General features: G+C 37.1%; 16 protein-coding genes. 10 read left to right on the top strand and 6 right to left on the bottom strand.

Translation table 11 applies throughout. The features are described 5' to 3' along the window. The first annotated feature begins 12 nt into the window (after positions 1 to 12). The 3 genes from DN064_RS06730 to ettA all read left to right on the top strand — a co-directional run bounded on the left by DN064_RS06730 (position 13) and on the right by ettA (position 2,701). Positions 13 to 729, top strand: a complete 717-nt coding sequence (locus tag DN064_RS06730; protein ID WP_115461873.1) for a pirin family protein — start codon at positions 13 to 15, stop codon at positions 727 to 729. Positions 730 to 827: 98 nt separating this feature from the next. Beyond that, positions 828 to 1,010 (top strand): CAL67264 family membrane protein, encoded by a 183-nt coding sequence (locus DN064_RS06725; RefSeq protein ID WP_115461872.1) that lies wholly within the window; start codon positions 828 to 830, stop codon positions 1,008 to 1,010. Continuing rightward, positions 1,010 to 2,701 (top strand): energy-dependent translational throttle protein EttA, encoded by a 1,692-nt coding sequence (gene ettA, locus DN064_RS06720; RefSeq protein ID WP_115461871.1) that lies wholly within the window; start codon positions 1,010 to 1,012, stop codon positions 2,699 to 2,701. Before DN064_RS06725 ends, ettA begins: the two co-directional genes overlap by 1 nt. Before the next feature lie 3 nt (positions 2,702 to 2,704). Here the strand turns inward: ettA and DN064_RS06715 are convergent, their stop codons facing one another. Together DN064_RS06715 and DN064_RS06710 are read right to left on the bottom strand one after the other, a co-directional pair. Further along, positions 2,705 to 2,929: a hypothetical protein gene (locus DN064_RS06715; RefSeq protein WP_115461870.1), complete on the bottom strand. Its 225-nt coding sequence runs from the start codon at positions 2,927 to 2,929 to the stop codon at positions 2,705 to 2,707. Between the two features lie 112 nt (positions 2,930 to 3,041). Beyond that, positions 3,042 to 3,812, bottom strand: a complete 771-nt coding sequence (locus tag DN064_RS06710) for an MBL fold metallo-hydrolase (protein ID WP_115461869.1) — start codon at positions 3,810 to 3,812, stop codon at positions 3,042 to 3,044. Positions 3,813 to 3,972: 160 nt separating this feature from the next. Between DN064_RS06710 and DN064_RS06705 the strand changes: the two genes are divergently transcribed. The 6 genes from DN064_RS06705 to DN064_RS06680 all read left to right on the top strand — a co-directional run bounded on the left by DN064_RS06705 (position 3,973) and on the right by DN064_RS06680 (position 11,931). Next, a complete protein-coding gene (locus tag DN064_RS06705; RefSeq protein WP_115461868.1) occupies positions 3,973 to 5,313 on the top strand; it encodes a coiled-coil domain-containing protein in 1,341 nt (446 codons plus the stop codon). 73 nt (positions 5,314 to 5,386) lie between these two features. After that, the gene (locus DN064_RS06700; protein WP_115461867.1) at positions 5,387 to 6,433 is read left to right on the top strand and encodes a hypothetical protein; all 1,047 of its coding nucleotides are present in this window, start codon (positions 5,387 to 5,389) and stop codon (positions 6,431 to 6,433) included. Positions 6,434 to 6,442: 9 nt separating this feature from the next. After that, entirely contained in the window at positions 6,443 to 8,407 is a 1,965-nt protein-coding gene (locus DN064_RS06695; protein WP_115461866.1) for an AAA family ATPase, read from the top strand. Positions 8,408 to 8,412: 5 nt separating this feature from the next. Then, on the top strand, positions 8,413 to 9,651 hold the full coding sequence (locus tag DN064_RS06690) for a DUF6638 family protein (protein ID WP_115461865.1): 1,239 nt from the start codon (positions 8,413 to 8,415) through the stop codon (positions 9,649 to 9,651). A gap of 36 nt (positions 9,652 to 9,687) precedes the next feature. Beyond that, positions 9,688 to 10,218, top strand: coding sequence for a hypothetical protein (locus DN064_RS06685; protein WP_115461864.1), 531 nt, complete (start codon positions 9,688 to 9,690; stop codon positions 10,216 to 10,218). Between the two features lie 15 nt (positions 10,219 to 10,233). After that, on the top strand, positions 10,234 to 11,931 hold the full coding sequence (locus DN064_RS06680; protein ID WP_115461863.1) for a hypothetical protein: 1,698 nt from the start codon (positions 10,234 to 10,236) through the stop codon (positions 11,929 to 11,931). On the opposite strand, the gene DN064_RS06675 is transcribed toward DN064_RS06680, so the two are convergent. Continuing rightward, positions 11,928 to 12,392 carry a GNAT family N-acetyltransferase gene (locus tag DN064_RS06675; RefSeq protein WP_115461862.1) on the bottom strand — a complete coding sequence of 155 codons (465 nt, stop codon included), beginning with the start codon at positions 12,390 to 12,392 and terminating at the stop codon, positions 11,928 to 11,930. The genes DN064_RS06680 and DN064_RS06675 overlap by 4 nt on opposite strands. Continuing rightward, positions 12,382 to 13,389, bottom strand: coding sequence for a formimidoylglutamase (locus DN064_RS06670; RefSeq protein WP_115461861.1), 1,008 nt, complete (start codon positions 13,387 to 13,389; stop codon positions 12,382 to 12,384). The genes DN064_RS06675 and DN064_RS06670 overlap by 11 nt, the downstream gene beginning before the upstream one ends. Positions 13,390 to 13,487: 98 nt before the next feature. On the opposite strand from DN064_RS06670, the gene DN064_RS06665 reads away from it, so the two are divergent. After that, positions 13,488 to 14,375 carry a chromosome partitioning protein ParA gene (locus tag DN064_RS06665; RefSeq protein ID WP_115461860.1) on the top strand — a complete coding sequence of 296 codons (888 nt, stop codon included), beginning with the start codon at positions 13,488 to 13,490 and terminating at the stop codon, positions 14,373 to 14,375. 49 nt (positions 14,376 to 14,424) lie between these two features. On the opposite strand, the gene hutI is transcribed toward DN064_RS06665, so the two are convergent. Both hutI and DN064_RS06655 read right to left on the bottom strand, forming a co-directional pair. Next, a complete protein-coding gene (gene hutI / locus DN064_RS06660) occupies positions 14,425 to 15,663 on the bottom strand; it encodes an imidazolonepropionase (RefSeq protein WP_115461859.1) in 1,239 nt (412 codons plus the stop codon). Between the two features lie 84 nt (positions 15,664 to 15,747). Then, positions 15,748 to 17,148, bottom strand: a complete 1,401-nt coding sequence (locus DN064_RS06655) for an FG-GAP repeat domain-containing protein (protein ID WP_115461858.1) — start codon at positions 17,146 to 17,148, stop codon at positions 15,748 to 15,750. Positions 17,149 to 17,192: the final 44 nt, after the last annotated feature.

Genomic DNA, 17,192 nt, shown 5'->3' with positions numbered 1-17,192 from the left:
AAATTACATGTTATGAGAAAAGTAATAGATAAAGCAAATACACGCGGTTATGCTGATCATGGATGGTTAAAATCGCACCACACTTTTAGTTTTGCAGGGTATCAAAATCCTGCTCGTATGAATTTTGGAATGTTGCGCGTTCTAAATGACGACGTTGTTCAGCCTAAAATGGGATTTGGAACGCACCCACATCAAAATATGGAAATTATATCCATCCCTTTAAAGGGAGCGCTATCTCATAAAGATAGTATGGGTAATAAACGTGCTATTGAAGTAGGGGAAGTGCAAGTAATGAGTGCTGGTACTGGTTTAACCCATTCAGAGTTTAATGATAGTAAAACGGACGAGGTTAACTTTTTACAGTTATGGATCACCCCAGAAGAAATGAATGTGAAACCAAATTACCAGCAACGTGAATTTGATGCTTCTGAACAAAAGAATCGGCTTCAGACAGTGGTGGCCCCTAAAGATAAAATTGAAGGTCAGGCCTTGCCAATTAGTCAGCAAGCCTACATCTACAGATCGGATCTTGATGCAAATTCTAGTTTGGATCTTAAATCTAAATCCAGTAATCATGGGTTCTATGTTTTTGTTGTAGATGGCGATGTTCAGGTTGCTGATGAAGACTTAGGCCAAAGAGATGCTATTGGTGTGTACGAAACTGATAATGTAGCGGTTACCGCTAAATCAGATTCAAGTCTGATAATCATTGAAGTACCAATGAATTAAAATTTGAATGTTGTAAGTGCTTAAAAGCATCCTAAAACAGGATGCTTTTTTGCATTAAAACACGATATTTGTTATCTGACTAACTAAAATTTGCGACTATGGCAATGAATAAAAATACCGTTTTGGCTTGGGCCACCTTTATTATGATTTTTGTTGGATGTGGACTCATATCTCTTGGTGCTTTTAAGTATGATGATGTGGCTGGTTGGGGTTTTGCGTCAGTAGGGGTTGGTTTTTTTGCTATAGCCTGGGTATTTAATGCTTTAAAAGGACGTGTCTAATGAGTGATGATAAGAAGGTAATCTTTTCAATGTCTGGTGTTACCAAGACATTTCAAGGAGCGAATACTCCAGTTTTAAAAAACATTTACCTAAGTTTTTTCTACGGTGCTAAGATTGGTATACTTGGACTCAATGGTTCTGGTAAATCCACTTTATTAAAGATTATTGCAGGGGTCGACTCCAACTACCAGGGCGATGTCGTTTTTGCACCTGGTTATTCTGTTGGTTATTTGGAACAAGAACCTCAATTAGATGATGAAAAAACAGTGATGGAAGTGGTGCGGGAAGGCGCAGCAGAAACAGTGGCCATATTGGATGAGTACAATAAGATCAACGATATGTTTGGTTTGGAAGAAGTGTATTCAGATCCAGATAAAATGGAAAAGTTGATGAATCGTCAAGCCGAACTTCAAGACCAAATTGATGCCGCTAATGCGTGGGAACTGGACACCAAGTTAGAAATAGCCATGGATGCTTTGAGAACACCAGATGGAGATCAAAAAATAGGTGTTTTGTCGGGTGGTGAACGTCGTCGTGTTGCATTATGTCGCTTGCTATTACAGGAACCTGATGTTTTGTTATTGGATGAGCCAACCAACCATTTAGACGCAGAATCTGTTCATTGGTTAGAGCACCATTTGGCTCAGTATAAAGGAACCGTTATTGCGGTGACACACGATCGCTATTTTCTTGATAATGTTGCGGGTTGGATTCTTGAATTGGACCGTGGAGAGGGCATACCATGGAAAGGTAATTACTCGTCATGGTTAGATCAAAAATCTAAAAGACTCGCTCAAGAAAGCAAGGCTGCCTCAAAGCGCCAGAAAACTTTAGAGCGTGAATTAGAATGGGTGCGTCAAGGAGCTAAAGGGCGACAAACCAAGCAAAAGGCACGATTAAAAAATTACGATAAGTTACTTAATCAGGATCAAAAACAACTGGATGATAAATTGGAAATTTATATTCCAAATGGCCCAAGACTGGGAACCAATGTTATTGAAGCGTCAGGTGTCAGTAAGGCCTATGGAGATAAATTGTTATATGAAGATTTGAATTTCAATTTACCTCAGGCCGGGATTGTTGGTGTTATCGGGCCTAATGGGGCAGGTAAGACCACCATATTCAGGATGATCATGGCTGAAGAAAGCGCCGATAAGGGTCAATTTAACGTTGGTGAAACGGCTAAAATAGCCTATGTCGATCAGTCACATGCTAATATAGATCCAGAAAAGACTATTTGGCAGAATTTTAGTGATGAACAAGAGCTTATAATGATGGGTAACCATCAGGTTAATTCCAGAGCCTATTTAAGCCGCTTTAATTTTAGTGGAAGTGAGCAAAATAAAAAAGTCAAACTTTTATCTGGTGGTGAACGAAATCGTTTACATTTGGCTATGACCCTGAAAGAAGAAGGTAATGTATTACTTTTAGATGAGCCAACTAATGATCTTGATGTCAATACATTACGAGCATTAGAGGAAGGGTTGGAGAACTTTGCTGGTTGTGCTGTGGTTATCTCTCACGACCGTTGGTTCCTAGATCGTATTTGTACACATATCCTAGCTTTTGAAGGCGACTCTCAAGTTTACTTTTTTGAGGGTAGTTTTACCGAATACGAAGAGAATAAAAAGAAACGTCTGGGTGGAGATTTAATGCCGAAACGCATTAAGTACAAAAAGTTGATTCGCTAGGGTCTAGTTATCCCCATACAAATGCCCGCCAGAGTAGTCTTTGGTTTCTTCCTCGGCCTCTTTAAAGGCATTGGTTTCCATGAGCTTTTTTTCCTCAGATCTCAGCTTATACATTTTTAGAATGGCAATGGCTATAAAAACCACAAAAATGCACGAGACTGCAATTAGGATAATGGTCAATTCTTGAGTTGAGACCAGAAGAGAAAGTGTACTTAAAAATGTAGGCATTTTCTTGTTTGTCTGATTGGGTTATGCATCAAATATACAAATTAGTCTAGGTTCTAAATTCCTGTATCTAATTTATTTACATAAAGTTGTGAACAATTTTTATGATTATAAATCAGTTGTACCATTCTAATTGAACAACCTCAATATCTGAATTTCCTTCATTTACTATCGCCCTAAACTTACCAATATCACTCAATCCTCCTTGCCCTCGATAATGGTAGGGATAAACTTGTTTAGGTTTAAAATCGATAACTGCGTCTGCTGCTTTCTCAACTGTCATCGTATACGGTAGATTCATACAAATAAACGCCTTGTCAATGTCTTTTAAGGTACGCATCTCAGGGATGTCTTCAGTATCACCAGATATATAAATACGTTGCCCTTTTAAGTTTAGGATATAGCCATTACCACGACCCTTGGGATGAAATTTTAAAGCTTCTTCTCTTAGGTTATACATTGGTATAGTGCTAAAAGACAATCCGTCTTTTAAAATATAATCAAAGTTATTCTTGGCCTCAAAGGTATTCTTTGCAATTGTTGAGGGTAATTTTTCTATTACTGCAGGAGGAGCTATTATGGGAATATTATTAAGTTGTAATTCTTCAAGAGTTTTTTTATTCATATGATCGCCATGAATATCCGTTATAAATACAGCTGTTGGTCGCTTATGGCCTACGTAAGCATTAGCACCACCGGTTGGATCCACATAGATAACATTATCTCCAGCTTCTAATATTAGACTAGCATGTGATATAGGAATTATACTTATTGGGTCTTGTGGAACCTTAACGAGTGACGCTGATTCTGAATTACTATTAGAGTTAGACTGTTTGCAGGACAAACAAATAATAGTGAGAAAAATACTTAAGAGTCGAAAAGTCATGGTTTTTTTTTGTAAAGATATCTAATAAACTCTTGTAAAAAATAGGTGTAACAATTTTATGGAATTAGACACCTATATTTTGAGCCTTATTTAATTTTAATAATCCCAAAAATTAACGAAATTACAGGTTCGTAAACAGTACAATTTAAAACTATATTCCATGTCCGACGAGTTCGATTTATTAGAAACTAATTCCAATGAAAAAACTGAGAAAGTAGATGTCAATTGGGGAAAGGCTATTGATACTATGAAATCTAAACTGGCCCAGGAGGATGATCCTGAGATGCGCCAAAAGATTTTAAATGCTACCCTGGATGATGTTGTTCATATGGCAGAAAAGGATAGAACAACCTTGCTAGACGCCATCAAAGATTTAACGGACTATCAGGACGAAGTGGGAATTATTTTTGAGAATTTCTCGTCTCTAAATGCTGATGAGCAGAAGATCATTGATAATGCCATCAAACGCTTAGAACGTGCTAAAGTAGAGCTTGAGGATGCTGAAAACAAACCGGATACCTGGTGGAATAATTTGTGGGGACGTAAGAGCAAGATTGCGAAGGCAGAGGAGGAATTAAAGAATGCACAGAAAGATCGCGATGCTGCCGATAATAAGGCGAAAGCGCTTTTCCAACAGCGTATAGAATCTGCTGATGTACAAACCTTGTTAAATGAATTATCATTTAAAAGTCAAGCCGCTGTTAAGCGCTTAAAAGATCGTGAGGTTGAAATTAAAGAAGTAGAGGATCGCCTTCAGGACGCTATAGTAGAAGCAACAAAAAACCATACTCGTGCTCTTGAGAAGAAGAAAGAAGTAGAAGATAAGTTAGAGACAGAGTACGCCAAGTTAAAACAAGCCAGACAAGCACTTGAAGATATTGTAGATAAGCAGTCAGCTGAATATGCAGAAGCTGTTGGTAAGGTGACAACACTAGAACAAAGTGTTGAGGAGTTGGAAGGTCTTAAGAATGCATATACGACGTTGGCAGCTTCAAAGGATAGTTTCGTTCACAAACATAACTTAACTATAAAGGTATTGACATCCCTTAGAAGTAATTTACAAACGCATAGAGCCAAGCTCAAGAGTGATACAGAAGAGCGTTTGAAGTATTACGATGGCTATGTAGTAGCGCTCAAGGCCAGAACTGATCAGGAGTTTGCCGCAATTCTGGAACACTTAGGAGTAAAAACTGATGAACATATTGGTGAGACCCTTGCTGCCATGCATACGGCAAGTGCTAAGGCACGTCAACAAATGATGGACAACATTCCCGTTCACGAGAAAGTTATGCAGGGTGTTTATAGTAGTTATGCAGAGGCCCTTCAGGAAATACGTGAAAAGGATGTCGATATCCAGAAAAACTTTTCTGAACGTTACGGCATTGATATGAAAGAAATATTTGAAGAGTACTATAAGTCAGATAGTTCGGCTCCCGATGGGGGTGAGACCCCTGATAAAACGAGCCCTTCACCTGATGTAGAGGAAGATCTTTTGTCCTAATAAATTCAACTTATAAGTCGTAGCTCTTTATTTGGGTTACGACTTTAAACCAAATAGATTCAAATTAATCTTAATGATTGTTACTCCCTTAGATTCTGCACAATTAGACTCTAAAAGTCAGTATGTGTTCTATCATCAAATGGTAGACTTTACAATTAAGGAACTCATTGTTAAAATGCAACAGCAACAGCTCTGTTCTAATAAAGAATTGGGCTTTTTTAAGCAATACTGTGATTTGCTGTTATATTCCATTGAGGCAATGCGCGTTAAGTATATGTATGATGATGAGGATAATATGAAGATTGATCTTACTGATTCTGGATTCCCCAATTATTTAGAGTTTCGGTACCTGTTTAACGACTTGGCTTTAAGAGAAGAGTATCTTAATAAGCTTACAGATATTGAAGTGATTAAGCATGAATTTTTGGACACCTTGATGCGAAAAAAGGAGCCAATTAGGAAATCCAGGTTATTTCAGGCCGCATCTATTGTTTATTATTCTAACGTTAAGCAGGAATATATCTTTAATCGATTTATTCAAGGTAAAATTTTACCATCTCCTGAGGACGTGAGGGCTCAGTACATGACTAGCTGGAGTTTTTATGATGTGGCGCTCAACAGACCTTTCATATGCTTTATGTATTTCGATTATAATGGCAAGGATCCACAGAAAGAACGGCAACAGATTTACGAGGCTATTAGGCAGACGGCGGATAGAAAAATGCCTTTAGATAGTATGGCCTACGCTATCGACAGAAAACTAATGGACGTCTATCCCAAACACATGAAACGCATTGATTTAGGTCCATTACACAATGTATTTGCCAAAGACGAAAATGATATTACTCATGCCATTCTTGATGGTATTGGGCGTAAGGACATTCCTTTAGAATCTTATGCGTTTTCATTGAAGATTGACGAGGTGTTTTCGGGAAGCGAGTTTAAAGAAGGCAGTTTTTTCAATAAACAGGTCTTGCAAAGATGGAGTGACATTATTAAGCAGCAATATTTAATGGCACCTCATCGAATAATTCAAATGCTATATAATAAAAGCCCCAACAGCATTAACAAACTTGCAAAACCACCAATTCAACTGGCCGATCTGCCAGTTTCCAATTAAGAATTAACTATGGAACATAATTCAACATTTCCTATAAAACAATCTGAACTCGACATGTTGCGTGACGAGGCGACCTCCTATTTAAAAAGTATAGAATGGGAACAAAGTCAGCGTGCCAAAAATCGGGACGGTGATACCAAGGACGAATCAATTTTGTTGTATTTATCCCGAGCTAATAATGGGAATAATGCAGCCCAATTAGCCTCGGTGTCCAAAACGGTTTTGGGGTTAAAAAAACGTTTGTTGCCCGAATCCGTTGCTTTACCAGTATTATTAAATCAAACTTTATACGCAGTTCAGGAGGGGATTACTTTAGGTTTATGGATACGTGATAGCTATTATGATGCGTCAGGATTAAGCAGTTTACAAGAAAGGAGATCCACTCTAGGTCAAAAAGGTAGAAGGGAGTTCGAAAGTAAAATGCATACAGCTACAGCTTTTATGCTTTATGCTTCTGCCTACAAGATCTTAACAGACTTGAAACCTCATGAAACCGATGATCTTAGCGTTATGAAACAAAAGTTTGCTGGAATTCCTGAAGTGTCTCTCTTAAGTCCATTAAAGGGATTGTCATGCAGTTTGTTCTATTATGATAAATACTTAAGTCACCCCGATCTTATTAAAAGCGATCAGGATGTTGTTGATTTTACGGTGGTCTATTTTGAGGCCTTAATAGCTGAAATACAACTTAGGAAATCCACTTTGGAATACACCGAAACAATAGAAGACCGTACTTATAAATTAGAGCATTCAGATTTTGCAATTTCTGGTTGGAGCAATGTGTTTGATGGAGCCGCCAAAAGTGTTGAGTTCAATAAGATCCAGTTTGAGCAAATCGTTGGAAATAGAGATGCAAAACATTTTGCCAGACGATTAACCGAACGTTTGTTGAGTTATGATTTTATAGAAAAGAAGAATCCATTTCAAGAACTCGGTGGATTTATGCCAGTCTTTATGGGATATGGTATTCCAGGAACAGGTAAGAGTATGCTGATTGCGGCTATTGCCACTAGGTTGAAAGAGCATTGTGACAACCTGGATATACCATTTCTGTTTCACCCAATGCCTGATACCCTAATAAGTACATTTCAAGGAGGATCTGCGGAAAAAATGGTGGAATGGATGAAACCTCTTCAAGATCCGTCAAAAATCATTTTTGCACCTATTGATGATGCAGAGAATAATCTTCAGGAACGCACAGCACAAGGGGTGTCCGCTGGTGTTAAAGAAGTGATTGGTGTATTTTTAAGATATACTGAAGGGGCTTATGCGGTCAACTATGGTAATAGTTCTATAGGACTGTTTACAAACTTACCCGAAATGTTAGATAAGGCCGTTATTTCAAGAGTTCAGGGAAGGTTTAAGATAGATGGTGCGCGTTCTGAACATGATTTTCTTGATCAGGATTATTTATGGTGGCAAAAGCTACAGAAAACCATGCCTGGATTTATAAATATGGATAACCCCGAAGGTTATAAATATTTGCAAGATCAAGGTTTAGCTAAAAATTTGGGTGATATTTTAGATCAGATCGACGACCCAAATGAGGACCGTGTGCGACAGGTGTTCAATAAGATTGATGAGCTTCATGAAGAAGATGATCACATGTTTTATGCCGCATTGTACAAATCCATTCAAGAAGTGTTTCCATTTTTTTCCTCAAGAGATGTAAGAAATATTCAATCGGCCATCTCATTGCGATTAACAGATTTTGATTTGGAAAAGGATTGGTTTGAGAATCCAGAAGTGTATTTCAATAAGAATTATGACACCAAGTTTGGAATGCTTCAGGAGTTAATGAAATCTAATATGAAAGGGCTCAACTTCTCAGATATTCGTAGACAAGAAGTCATCCGTTATCTGGATAATGTAGCAACAATAGCAGATACAGACTTTAATAGAAAGGTTGAGTCTAGAGTTAGTCAGATGCAAATAGAATTGGAGGCAAGGGAGCGATTTGGTAAATCGGAATAAAAACTATGGACAAACTTAAAGCTGCAAATTTATATCAGAGTGAGTTAATTCCTGTTAGTGGTAAGCTAGTAGACCGCTACAATAAGTGTTTAAAGACTCTAGGTTTTAAGGAAACCAACCTCAGTAGTTTTTCTATAGATGGTGTTGGATGGAGTCCTGAAATAGCTGAGGAGAAAGCTGATGTTCAGTATTTAAATCATGGAGATGCTAATCCGCATGGGATTATTATTTCTCCTTTACAAAAAGGGAAGCCCGTTTATTTGCCATTTCATTCTTTTGATCGTGAAATGATGCGTCATGTATTTAGAACTCACGGTCAAAAGATTAGTGATATCACAAGAGATTCCGCTATTTGCATTGACTTTGACCAGGATATTGATGCTTATTACGAGCCATTGGATATTCTCAAATACGATGATGTAAGCATCACCTTTAGACTAATCGACGATCTTAATAAAGTTCAAGCAGAACAACTTCAGCTGGTCGATCAGTTTACGACAGGTCATAATTTTATCGATGAGGATTTACAGAAACAATTATTGGATTCTGCCAAGACCTATGGTGATCTTAGGAATAGGGATTTAAATCTGCATTCTTTACATTATACAGTATCCTCCTTTTATTCCAGGGCCTTTGGTGGGGTCTATGTCTTAAAAGATTTTGTGAAGACCATAGTCGTATTTGAAGATAAAACGGCCTACGAGAGCTCTATTAACGATTCGCTTCATGATGTTCTAGTCTATCATATAAATCAGCCTGAATTGATACGTAAACTGGAGGATTATCAAATAATTTCTTACGATCTAGAAGCAGTAGTAGGTACCAAAAGGTATGATCGTATTAAAAAATACTATTTCTCTCAATTTGTAAACAAACCAGAACATTCGTATGAAGAGATATTAGAAAGTAAATCTTTATTTAGGAGTTATTTAAACAAACTGACTATAGAAGACCGTAAAAAGGTGATGGGAGTTGAGTTATATCTTGAGAAAATAGCTAAAAGTAATGCCTTCAAAAAGGAAGATCTAATTGATCAGTCCTTGTTTTTTGGGCTTTTAGACCCACACTCATCACTAAATCCTCATGATCGTGACCTCATTCACCAATTACTGATTAATATTTCGCCATTGGATGTGTTGTTTTTGTACTGGTATGATAAGGAACAATTTTATTTGAGCTATCAAGATTGGGACGATACTCTACGAGATTGGGTTATTGGTATCATCCGTAACAATATTGAGTAAATAGATACTAATTTTATAGAACTAAATACGAAGGCCATGGGACTTGAACTTGTAATTTTTATTGCTGCCATATTGTTAGGAATTTTTATTTATTGGAGAGAATCCAATAGTAATAAAGCTTATAGAACTCTAAACAAAATCGTAAACAGCAAAGCGCTTCAGATGTCTAAGGACAATCCAAAAGGATTCGTTTATAAACAGTCTTTTATCCCAAGATTAATCTTTATAGTTACCATGTGTCTAATTGTGGCTTTGGTACTGGAGTTTGTAACGCCAATTTCAGTCTTTGGTTCCTACAATGGTGTTTCGGCATTTTCATCTATCGTGGTAGGGACTATTGTGGGTACCTATCTTGCGAATTTTGTTCTTAAGTCCTCCAAAGTAATTGAAGAGCATGGAGACACCATAGGCAATGTTATGGATGAAGCCATTGATAAGGGTAAGGATTATATTGAGAATTTAAGACCTGAAACTCCTAAAGAAGAAGTCATTGATAAACAAGAAGCTAGGGCTAAAGACGATGGAAAAAGCGCTCGTGAGCGTTTAAAAGATAAAGGGTTACTTTAAGATAATTTAGACAGAATGATAAAATCGTATTGGAATAAAGGATCTAAACAAAAGCGCAATGTCATTATTGGAGCCATAATTGTATTAATAGCCCTATTTGTTTTAAGAGATGATTACCAACCGGCCTTATTATTTATTAGAAAGTACTTTTTTGTCATTCTTGTTGCCACCATTATTCTTGTCTTTGGACTCTCAAGATTCAGAAATACTCCAAGTACTGGACGTCGCCTGGGAATTTTGGGGATATTGGTATTGTTCTATGGATTGATGTATTTGTTTGGGTGGCATTATCAGCTTTATGATTATATGAAGACTTACAATGTCTACAAGAATTTAAACAAGGTTGAAATTCATGAATTACCCTTAACTCAAAACGAGCGCATTCAGCCACTAAGAAATATCTTGTCTATGGCCAACGAGAGTGTGGGGGAGACTAAAGATGTATCCTTACCGCATTTAGTTAGAGTTGATCGTGAAAACCGGTGGACTATGGCTATTCAGCCAAGTGAGAAGTACTCCATGCAACGCATCATGAATAACACTGAAGAAGTGTTTTCAGTTAGTAGTACCACGCCATTTCCCAGATTTTCAAACGAAAATCGTATTGAGGTTGTCTTTGCAATAGGAGAGTCCTTAATGTTTAGCAGAAACACCTATAATGCCGTTGTGCAGCGATTCAATCCCTGGATGCTATTTAATTATGAGCCCAGTGATACCTACTACATGAAAAATGATAAAGGAGAGTGGGTTGAAGTAGTGAGTCTAATTAAGTGGGAAGGCTTCTTTTTTCCATATCCTACATTTGGAGGTGTCATGGTAATTGAAAATGGGGAACACGATTTTAAGGATTACCTCGAGCGCATATCCATTGGAAAAGGAACGTTTATTCCACCAGATCAATTGGATTCCTATGACTATTTGAGCAAGCAAAACATTCTTGCAGAGAAGGTATCCAGATTACAGGCCGAATCTCTTAAATTTCTAGGAGGTTTTGCAGATCCACTTCCATGGAATATGAAAACTGTGGTTAAAATACCTATGATGCCCAAGGATCAAAACCAACAACCTTATGTGACTGATTTTGATTTTGCTAATTCCAATACCAATGCCTACAGTGGTTTATACCATTGGTTTGGTTTGGAGCCAATAGGAGAGGAGCGCACAAGTTTGAGTTTTAGTGTGATGGTGCCAGCAGATGGTACAGATAAACTCTATTACTATAATCACGCTAGTAAGAAACAAGGCTATGCTGGCGTTTCTGCCATGCCTTTGAAGGTTCAAGAATCTCGTAAAGAGTACGATTGGTCAGCTAACACACCCGTTGAGTTTCGACCTTATATTAAGGAAATTGCTGGAAGAAAGCGGATGTTCTTTCTTGGAACGGTTTCATCAATTAGTGACACTAATGCTGAACAGTTTGATGGTTCAGCTACTCCAGACTTGGTTCTTATTGACAGTGAATACAGGGATGTGGTTTGGATAGATGTTAAGCACCCCAGTGGATGGGATAAAGCGGTGTATGACCAATTAAATGAGGCCTGGCGCTCTAGTGAAAAGGACTTAGGTTTCTATTATCAGGATGATGTGCGTGATAACGATATTGCTGAGAGGGAAACCGATTCAACAAAAATAGTACCACCAGTCACAGATAATACTGAGCAAATTGAAGCTTTACAACGTAAAATTGATTCTTTGAAATCTAATTCTAATTAGAGCTTACGAAGCATCTTAATATTGGCGCGTTCGTAGGGATTGTCCTTTTCAAGCTCTAATTCCTTAAAGCCATATTTTCGATATAAATGAATGGCATTTTCCAATATGGTATTGGAGTATAGCATCAGTGCAGCGTAGTCTTTAGATTTTGCAAAATCTATGCAGTACTGAAGTAGTCTCTGGCCAAACTTTTCCCCCCTTGCCCTTGGGGTTACCGCCATTTTTGTTAGTTCTAACACCGTTGGATCTTCAGTTGGCATTAAGGCTGCTGTGGCAAGAACAGCATCTTTTTCAAGTAGGAAGAAGATCTGTCCACCCTTATTTATAATGTATTTATCGGGCTTACTCAGTACTTCCTTATCATATGGCTCTACATAAAAATACGTTTCCAACCATTCGATGTTAAGATCGTGAAAATCCTTAGCATATTTATGATCGAAAGATATGATGTTAGGACTCATGCGCTCTAATAAAGTCAGTTATTAAGTAGCTGATCAATTTACCAATCTTGTCTTTGGACTTCTTTGAAGGAATGGCTTCGCAAATATGTAAGTAAGTTAAGTCTCTGGTTTGACCAAAGGAGTGTAGCATTCGTCTAACCTGCTTTACAGTAAAACCGGCAGGTGTGGCAGCACTACTTGGAACATTAATAATGGCATCACAATCAATCTCCAACCCAACCTTTAAACCGTCTACATGCTTGATACAAGATTCAATAGCTGTTTTCATACCAATTTCACTCCTCACCTCCATAGCTTCATAAGAGACAAAATCAACGGCCTTCATTTTTTTCATTGTGGATAAAATAGATCTGGATGTAAAATTCTCATGAAGTCCCATAATAAAGTACTTTTTTAGAAAGCCTTCTGCAAGGGCATAACTAAACCCATTACCACTATGCCGCCCTTCCTCTGGTCTAAAATCACTATGTGCATCTATATTAATTACCGCTATGGGTTGGTTTAAGCCAAAAGCAGAACCCTTAATCATACCATAACTATTATTATGGCCACCGCCAACTGCAATTGGAATCTTACCTGCTTTAATTATTTGAGAAACCAGATAGGTGACATCTGCATCAATTTTTTCAACATTTGAGCGTAAATTTTTAATATTGGATACACTTTGATTTATGTCATCATCGGCAGATTTGTAGTTTAATGAACCTAATATTAATACCTTTTTGGCATGTGTATAGGTATTACTTTGAATATTTATTAAGATTTTTTTTACGGCCTTCCAACATTTGTAAGTGCCTGGATTACCGAGGTTTGCACGAACACCAATATCTTCTTCGATACCAAAAATTACGTATCTAACATCTAAATCCTTTAAGTCTTCGTATATGTTGGTGAGGTTAGGTAACAGCTTAATTTGTTCACCAAATTTGGTTTCACCTTTGCGAGTTTTTAAGAGGGACTTCAGATCTTTCTGAGAAAATAATTGAAGGTATTCCATTACAATAAATTAGGCCGTAAACAGTTATAACAGGTTTAAGTCTTAGCTTCAAAATTAACACAAATCAAATTTATCAGTAACTTAAAAACAATCAAATTATGGAAAGTTCAAACGGAAAGAATACCGGACTTAAAGTCGGATTGGGGATCTTAGTAGTACTTTTTTTAGGAACCGCATTTTTTGCCTCTAAGCTTTATTCAGACAAAAAAGAAAGTGAGGCATTATTAACAAGCGAGAAAGAGCAGGTTATGAATGATCTTAACAGTATGGCAAAACAATATGATTTGGCCATTCAGGAGAACGAAGTAGCCAATGAAAACTTAGTTGAGGCTAGAGAACGTATTCAAGGCCTAATGGATTCTTTAAAGGTATCTCAAAACAGTGTTAACAGCTTATGGCGATACAAGAAGAAGTATATGGCCTTACAAGAGGAAATGGATGTACTTTTAGCACAGAATGATAGTCTGCGCGTAGAAAATGAGTTATTGGCCACTTCATTGGATAGTACACAGGTTCAACTTGCAGAACGTGCTATGTTTACAGATTCCTTATTGGTTCAAAATTCGGAATTAGCAACTGCAGTTGAAGATGCTTCTGCTCTCCAGACTGTTGGCTTAAAAGGAATGGGTATTATTGAAAGAAATAGCGGTAAACAAATTCCAACTGAACGTGCTAGAAGAAGTGACAAGATAAAAGTTTGCTTTACAGTAGCTAAGAATACTATTGCTGAAGCAGGCGATAAAGAATTATATGTACAGGTTATTGATCCTGAAAACAATGTGTTAGGGTCAAATGATCAAATTCAATTTGAAGATCAGATTTTAAATTACAGTCTGATCAGTAGATTTAACTATGAAAACAGAAATTTAAATGTTTGTGAATTCATCAATAAATCTGAAGATGACAAGTTTATTAAAGGACGCTACATCGTTAACGTTTTTAATAATAAAACGCTTGTTTCATCTTCTGAATTTACTATGAAGTAAGCAAACTAATCTTAGACTAGAAAAAGCCGGAACGTATGTTTCGGTTTTTTTATGCCCATAACTTGCCATTAATAATCACTTGATCAACCGGATTATCACCAAAATTATAGGCAATTTCACGATAGTGACCCATAGGTTTTGTAATTATTAAATTAGCCTTTTTTCCTCGGGTAATACTACCATACATGCTACTGATACCCATGGCATATGCCCCGTTAATAGTAGCTGCATTAATAGCTTCCTCCGGACTTAATTTCATTTTCACGCAAGCAAGACTTACAACAAAGTTCATATTTCCACTTGGTGCAGACCCCGGATTATAATCACTGGCAAGGGCCAGTGGTAATCCAGCTTCTATGATTCTACGGGCCGGAGTATAAGGAATTCCAAGATAAAATGAACAGCCTGGTAAGGCAACTGGAATAGTGTTAGATTGTGCTAAGGCATTGATGTCGTTTTCATCTAGCAACTCCAGATGGTCAACAGAAAGCGCATTATGACCCGTAGCTGCAGGTACTCCTCCCAAAATATTAAATTGATTAACATGAACCTTTGGTTGGAGTTGGTAGTTCTTTCCGGCAGCGAGTATCTTGTCCATGTCTTCAACACTAAAATATCCCTTCTCGCAAAATACATCAATATACTTTGCAATTTTTAATGCAGCAGCTTTTGGAATTAAATTATTAATGATTTGATTGACATAAGACGTTTTATCCGACTTATACATGTCTGGAATGGCATGAGCTGCTAAGAGGGTAGGAAGAATAAAAGCTTGAGAATCTTTTTTTAGCTTTCCAATGACTTTAAGCATTTTCAATTCCGCTTCAGTTTCAAGGCCGTAACCTGTTTTTATTTCAATAGCACCAGTACCCAAAGCGATCACCTGGTTAAGACGAATAAGTGATTGGGTATAAAGGTCATCTAAACTGGTATTAGCAATTTGATCTGCCGAATTTAAAATTCCACCACCTCTTGCTGCAATTTCTTCATAGCTTAGACCATTTATTTTATCTACAAATTCTTTAGACCTGTTGCCTGCAAATACCAGATGTGTGTGAGAATCGCACCAAGAAGGTATGACTAACTTATTCGTTGCATCGATTGTAGTTTCAGGGTCAAAGCCTTCACACTCAGTCATAGGACCATATTCGATAATTGTATCGTGTTCAATGTATACATAAGCATTTTCCATAATAGGAAGGACTTTCATGTCGTTGCCTTTTACGAGCATTACATTATTAGGGTGGACTTGAACCAGCTGATGGATATTGGTTATTAAAATGGACATGCGACTACTTATTAGGAAAACTCTAAACTAAAAAAAAACGTCCACTTAAAATGGACGCTTTTAAATTTGATAGATTGCTATTAATTAATTCTTGATGAATCTATAATTAGCCGAATTATTAACTGTCAAAATATAAACACCATTTTGCAATTGTGAGGTGTTTATTCCGTTAGACAATTCAATCTCATTATGAAAAACAATTTTACCTGTAACATCTACAATTCTAACATCTGCAGAAACGAGATCTGTTGAAGAAAAATTTAAATGATGTTCTACTGGATTTGGGTAGAGCCTAAATGAATTGGATTCCAACTCGGGTATACTCAAACTTTCCAGTAAGTTTTCTATGAAGTTTACTTCATTTTGGCTAAATGCAATAGATACAATATCCATATCACCATCTAGGTCAAAATCCTGAGAGGTAAAGGAATAAACCACATTTTGTGCTGTGTCAATAGTGTCGTCTGATGCGTAGGAGCCATCTCCATTATTTTTTAACCAAGCCAGTTTTACAGAACTACCACCACTTCCACTAGACACCACAAGATCACTCAAATCATCATTATCCATGTCTACAAGTTTAATCGTGGCAGGATTTAATAGTGAAGTAGAAATAGCCTCTTCTGAATATCCTGAACCCCCTTCTTCAATTCGATATAAAGAGCCTTGATTCCCAAACCCAAAATCTGCAGCAAAAATTACCGTATTTTGAAAATCGTTGGGGTCTTCAAATATTGTATCAAACATATAAATCTTATTCTCACTTACAGGGTCAGTCTCTTTAGTGAATGAAACTGTTCCAGAGCCAACCAAATTATTTATAAATAACTCAATACCATTTGGTGTAGGACTACCACCTGAAGGTACTATTGAGCTTGAAACCAAAGCGTCTAGGTCACCATCATTATCAACATCTTTTAAACTGATAACTGAAGGTCTTGATATCGTGTTATCTACTACTTCAGATGCTTGCGTAAAAGTACCAGTACCATCATTAGAAAACCACAGCACCTCATTCGCCCCTGTAGAGCAAACCATTACATCAATTGTTGTATTACCATCTATTTGCCCTGGTGATACGTAGAAGGCGTCATTTAAAGAACTTGAAATGGTGTTTTCAGAAGAAAAAGTACCATCTCCGTTATTGGCAAACCAAACTAACTTGGTACCACCACAGACGAGGATATCTAGAAAAATATCATCATTTAAATCCACTAGCTTCATATCTGCAATACCAGCCAAGGAATTAGTTACTAGAGTCTTGGGTTCAAAACCACCTATACCATCATTTAGAAAAACTTCGATAGTGCTACTTCCAAAGGTACCGACGACAAAATCTGGGTATTCATCTTCATCTATAAAACCTGAATCAATTCGATAAGGTTGAGTTCCTGTCCCAGAAATTAAAGATTTGGCCCCAAATTCTGTTTGTGATGTAAGATAAGTGGTTGTGAAACAGAGCAGCAGTAAGGTAATTTTTTTCATGTAATTCAATATTAGTTATCACTAAAATATTGAATTTCTAGACA

Source organism: Winogradskyella aurantiaca (genome assembly GCF_003362725.1).
Lineage (GTDB): Bacteria > Bacteroidota > Bacteroidia > Flavobacteriales > Flavobacteriaceae > Winogradskyella_A > Winogradskyella_A aurantiaca.
The sequence above is the reverse complement of the archived record's forward strand: the minus strand, read 5'-3'. Positions and strand labels throughout refer to the sequence as shown.

Coding starts and splice junctions, on each gene's coding strand:
- DN064_RS06730 (WP_115461873.1), top strand. CDS start 13: ATGAGAAAAGTAATAGATAAAGCAAATACACGCGGTTATGCTGATCAT.
- DN064_RS06725 (WP_115461872.1), top strand. CDS start 828: ATGGCAATGAATAAAAATACCGTTTTGGCTTGGGCCACCTTTATTATG.
- ettA (WP_115461871.1), top strand. CDS start 1,010: ATGAGTGATGATAAGAAGGTAATCTTTTCAATGTCTGGTGTTACCAAG.
- DN064_RS06715 (WP_115461870.1), bottom strand. CDS start 2,929: ATGCCTACATTTTTAAGTACACTTTCTCTTCTGGTCTCAACTCAAGAA.
- DN064_RS06710 (WP_115461869.1), bottom strand. CDS start 3,812: ATGACTTTTCGACTCTTAAGTATTTTTCTCACTATTATTTGTTTGTCC.
- DN064_RS06705 (WP_115461868.1), top strand. CDS start 3,973: ATGTCCGACGAGTTCGATTTATTAGAAACTAATTCCAATGAAAAAACT.
- DN064_RS06700 (WP_115461867.1), top strand. CDS start 5,387: ATGATTGTTACTCCCTTAGATTCTGCACAATTAGACTCTAAAAGTCAG.
- DN064_RS06695 (WP_115461866.1), top strand. CDS start 6,443: ATGGAACATAATTCAACATTTCCTATAAAACAATCTGAACTCGACATG.
- DN064_RS06690 (WP_115461865.1), top strand. CDS start 8,413: ATGGACAAACTTAAAGCTGCAAATTTATATCAGAGTGAGTTAATTCCT.
- DN064_RS06685 (WP_115461864.1), top strand. CDS start 9,688: ATGGGACTTGAACTTGTAATTTTTATTGCTGCCATATTGTTAGGAATT.
- DN064_RS06680 (WP_115461863.1), top strand. CDS start 10,234: ATGATAAAATCGTATTGGAATAAAGGATCTAAACAAAAGCGCAATGTC.
- DN064_RS06675 (WP_115461862.1), bottom strand. CDS start 12,392: ATGAGTCCTAACATCATATCTTTCGATCATAAATATGCTAAGGATTTT.
- DN064_RS06670 (WP_115461861.1), bottom strand. CDS start 13,389: ATGGAATACCTTCAATTATTTTCTCAGAAAGATCTGAAGTCCCTCTTA.
- DN064_RS06665 (WP_115461860.1), top strand. CDS start 13,488: ATGGAAAGTTCAAACGGAAAGAATACCGGACTTAAAGTCGGATTGGGG.
- hutI (WP_115461859.1), bottom strand. CDS start 15,663: ATGTCCATTTTAATAACCAATATCCATCAGCTGGTTCAAGTCCACCCT.
- DN064_RS06655 (WP_115461858.1), bottom strand. CDS start 17,148: ATGAAAAAAATTACCTTACTGCTGCTCTGTTTCACAACCACTTATCTT.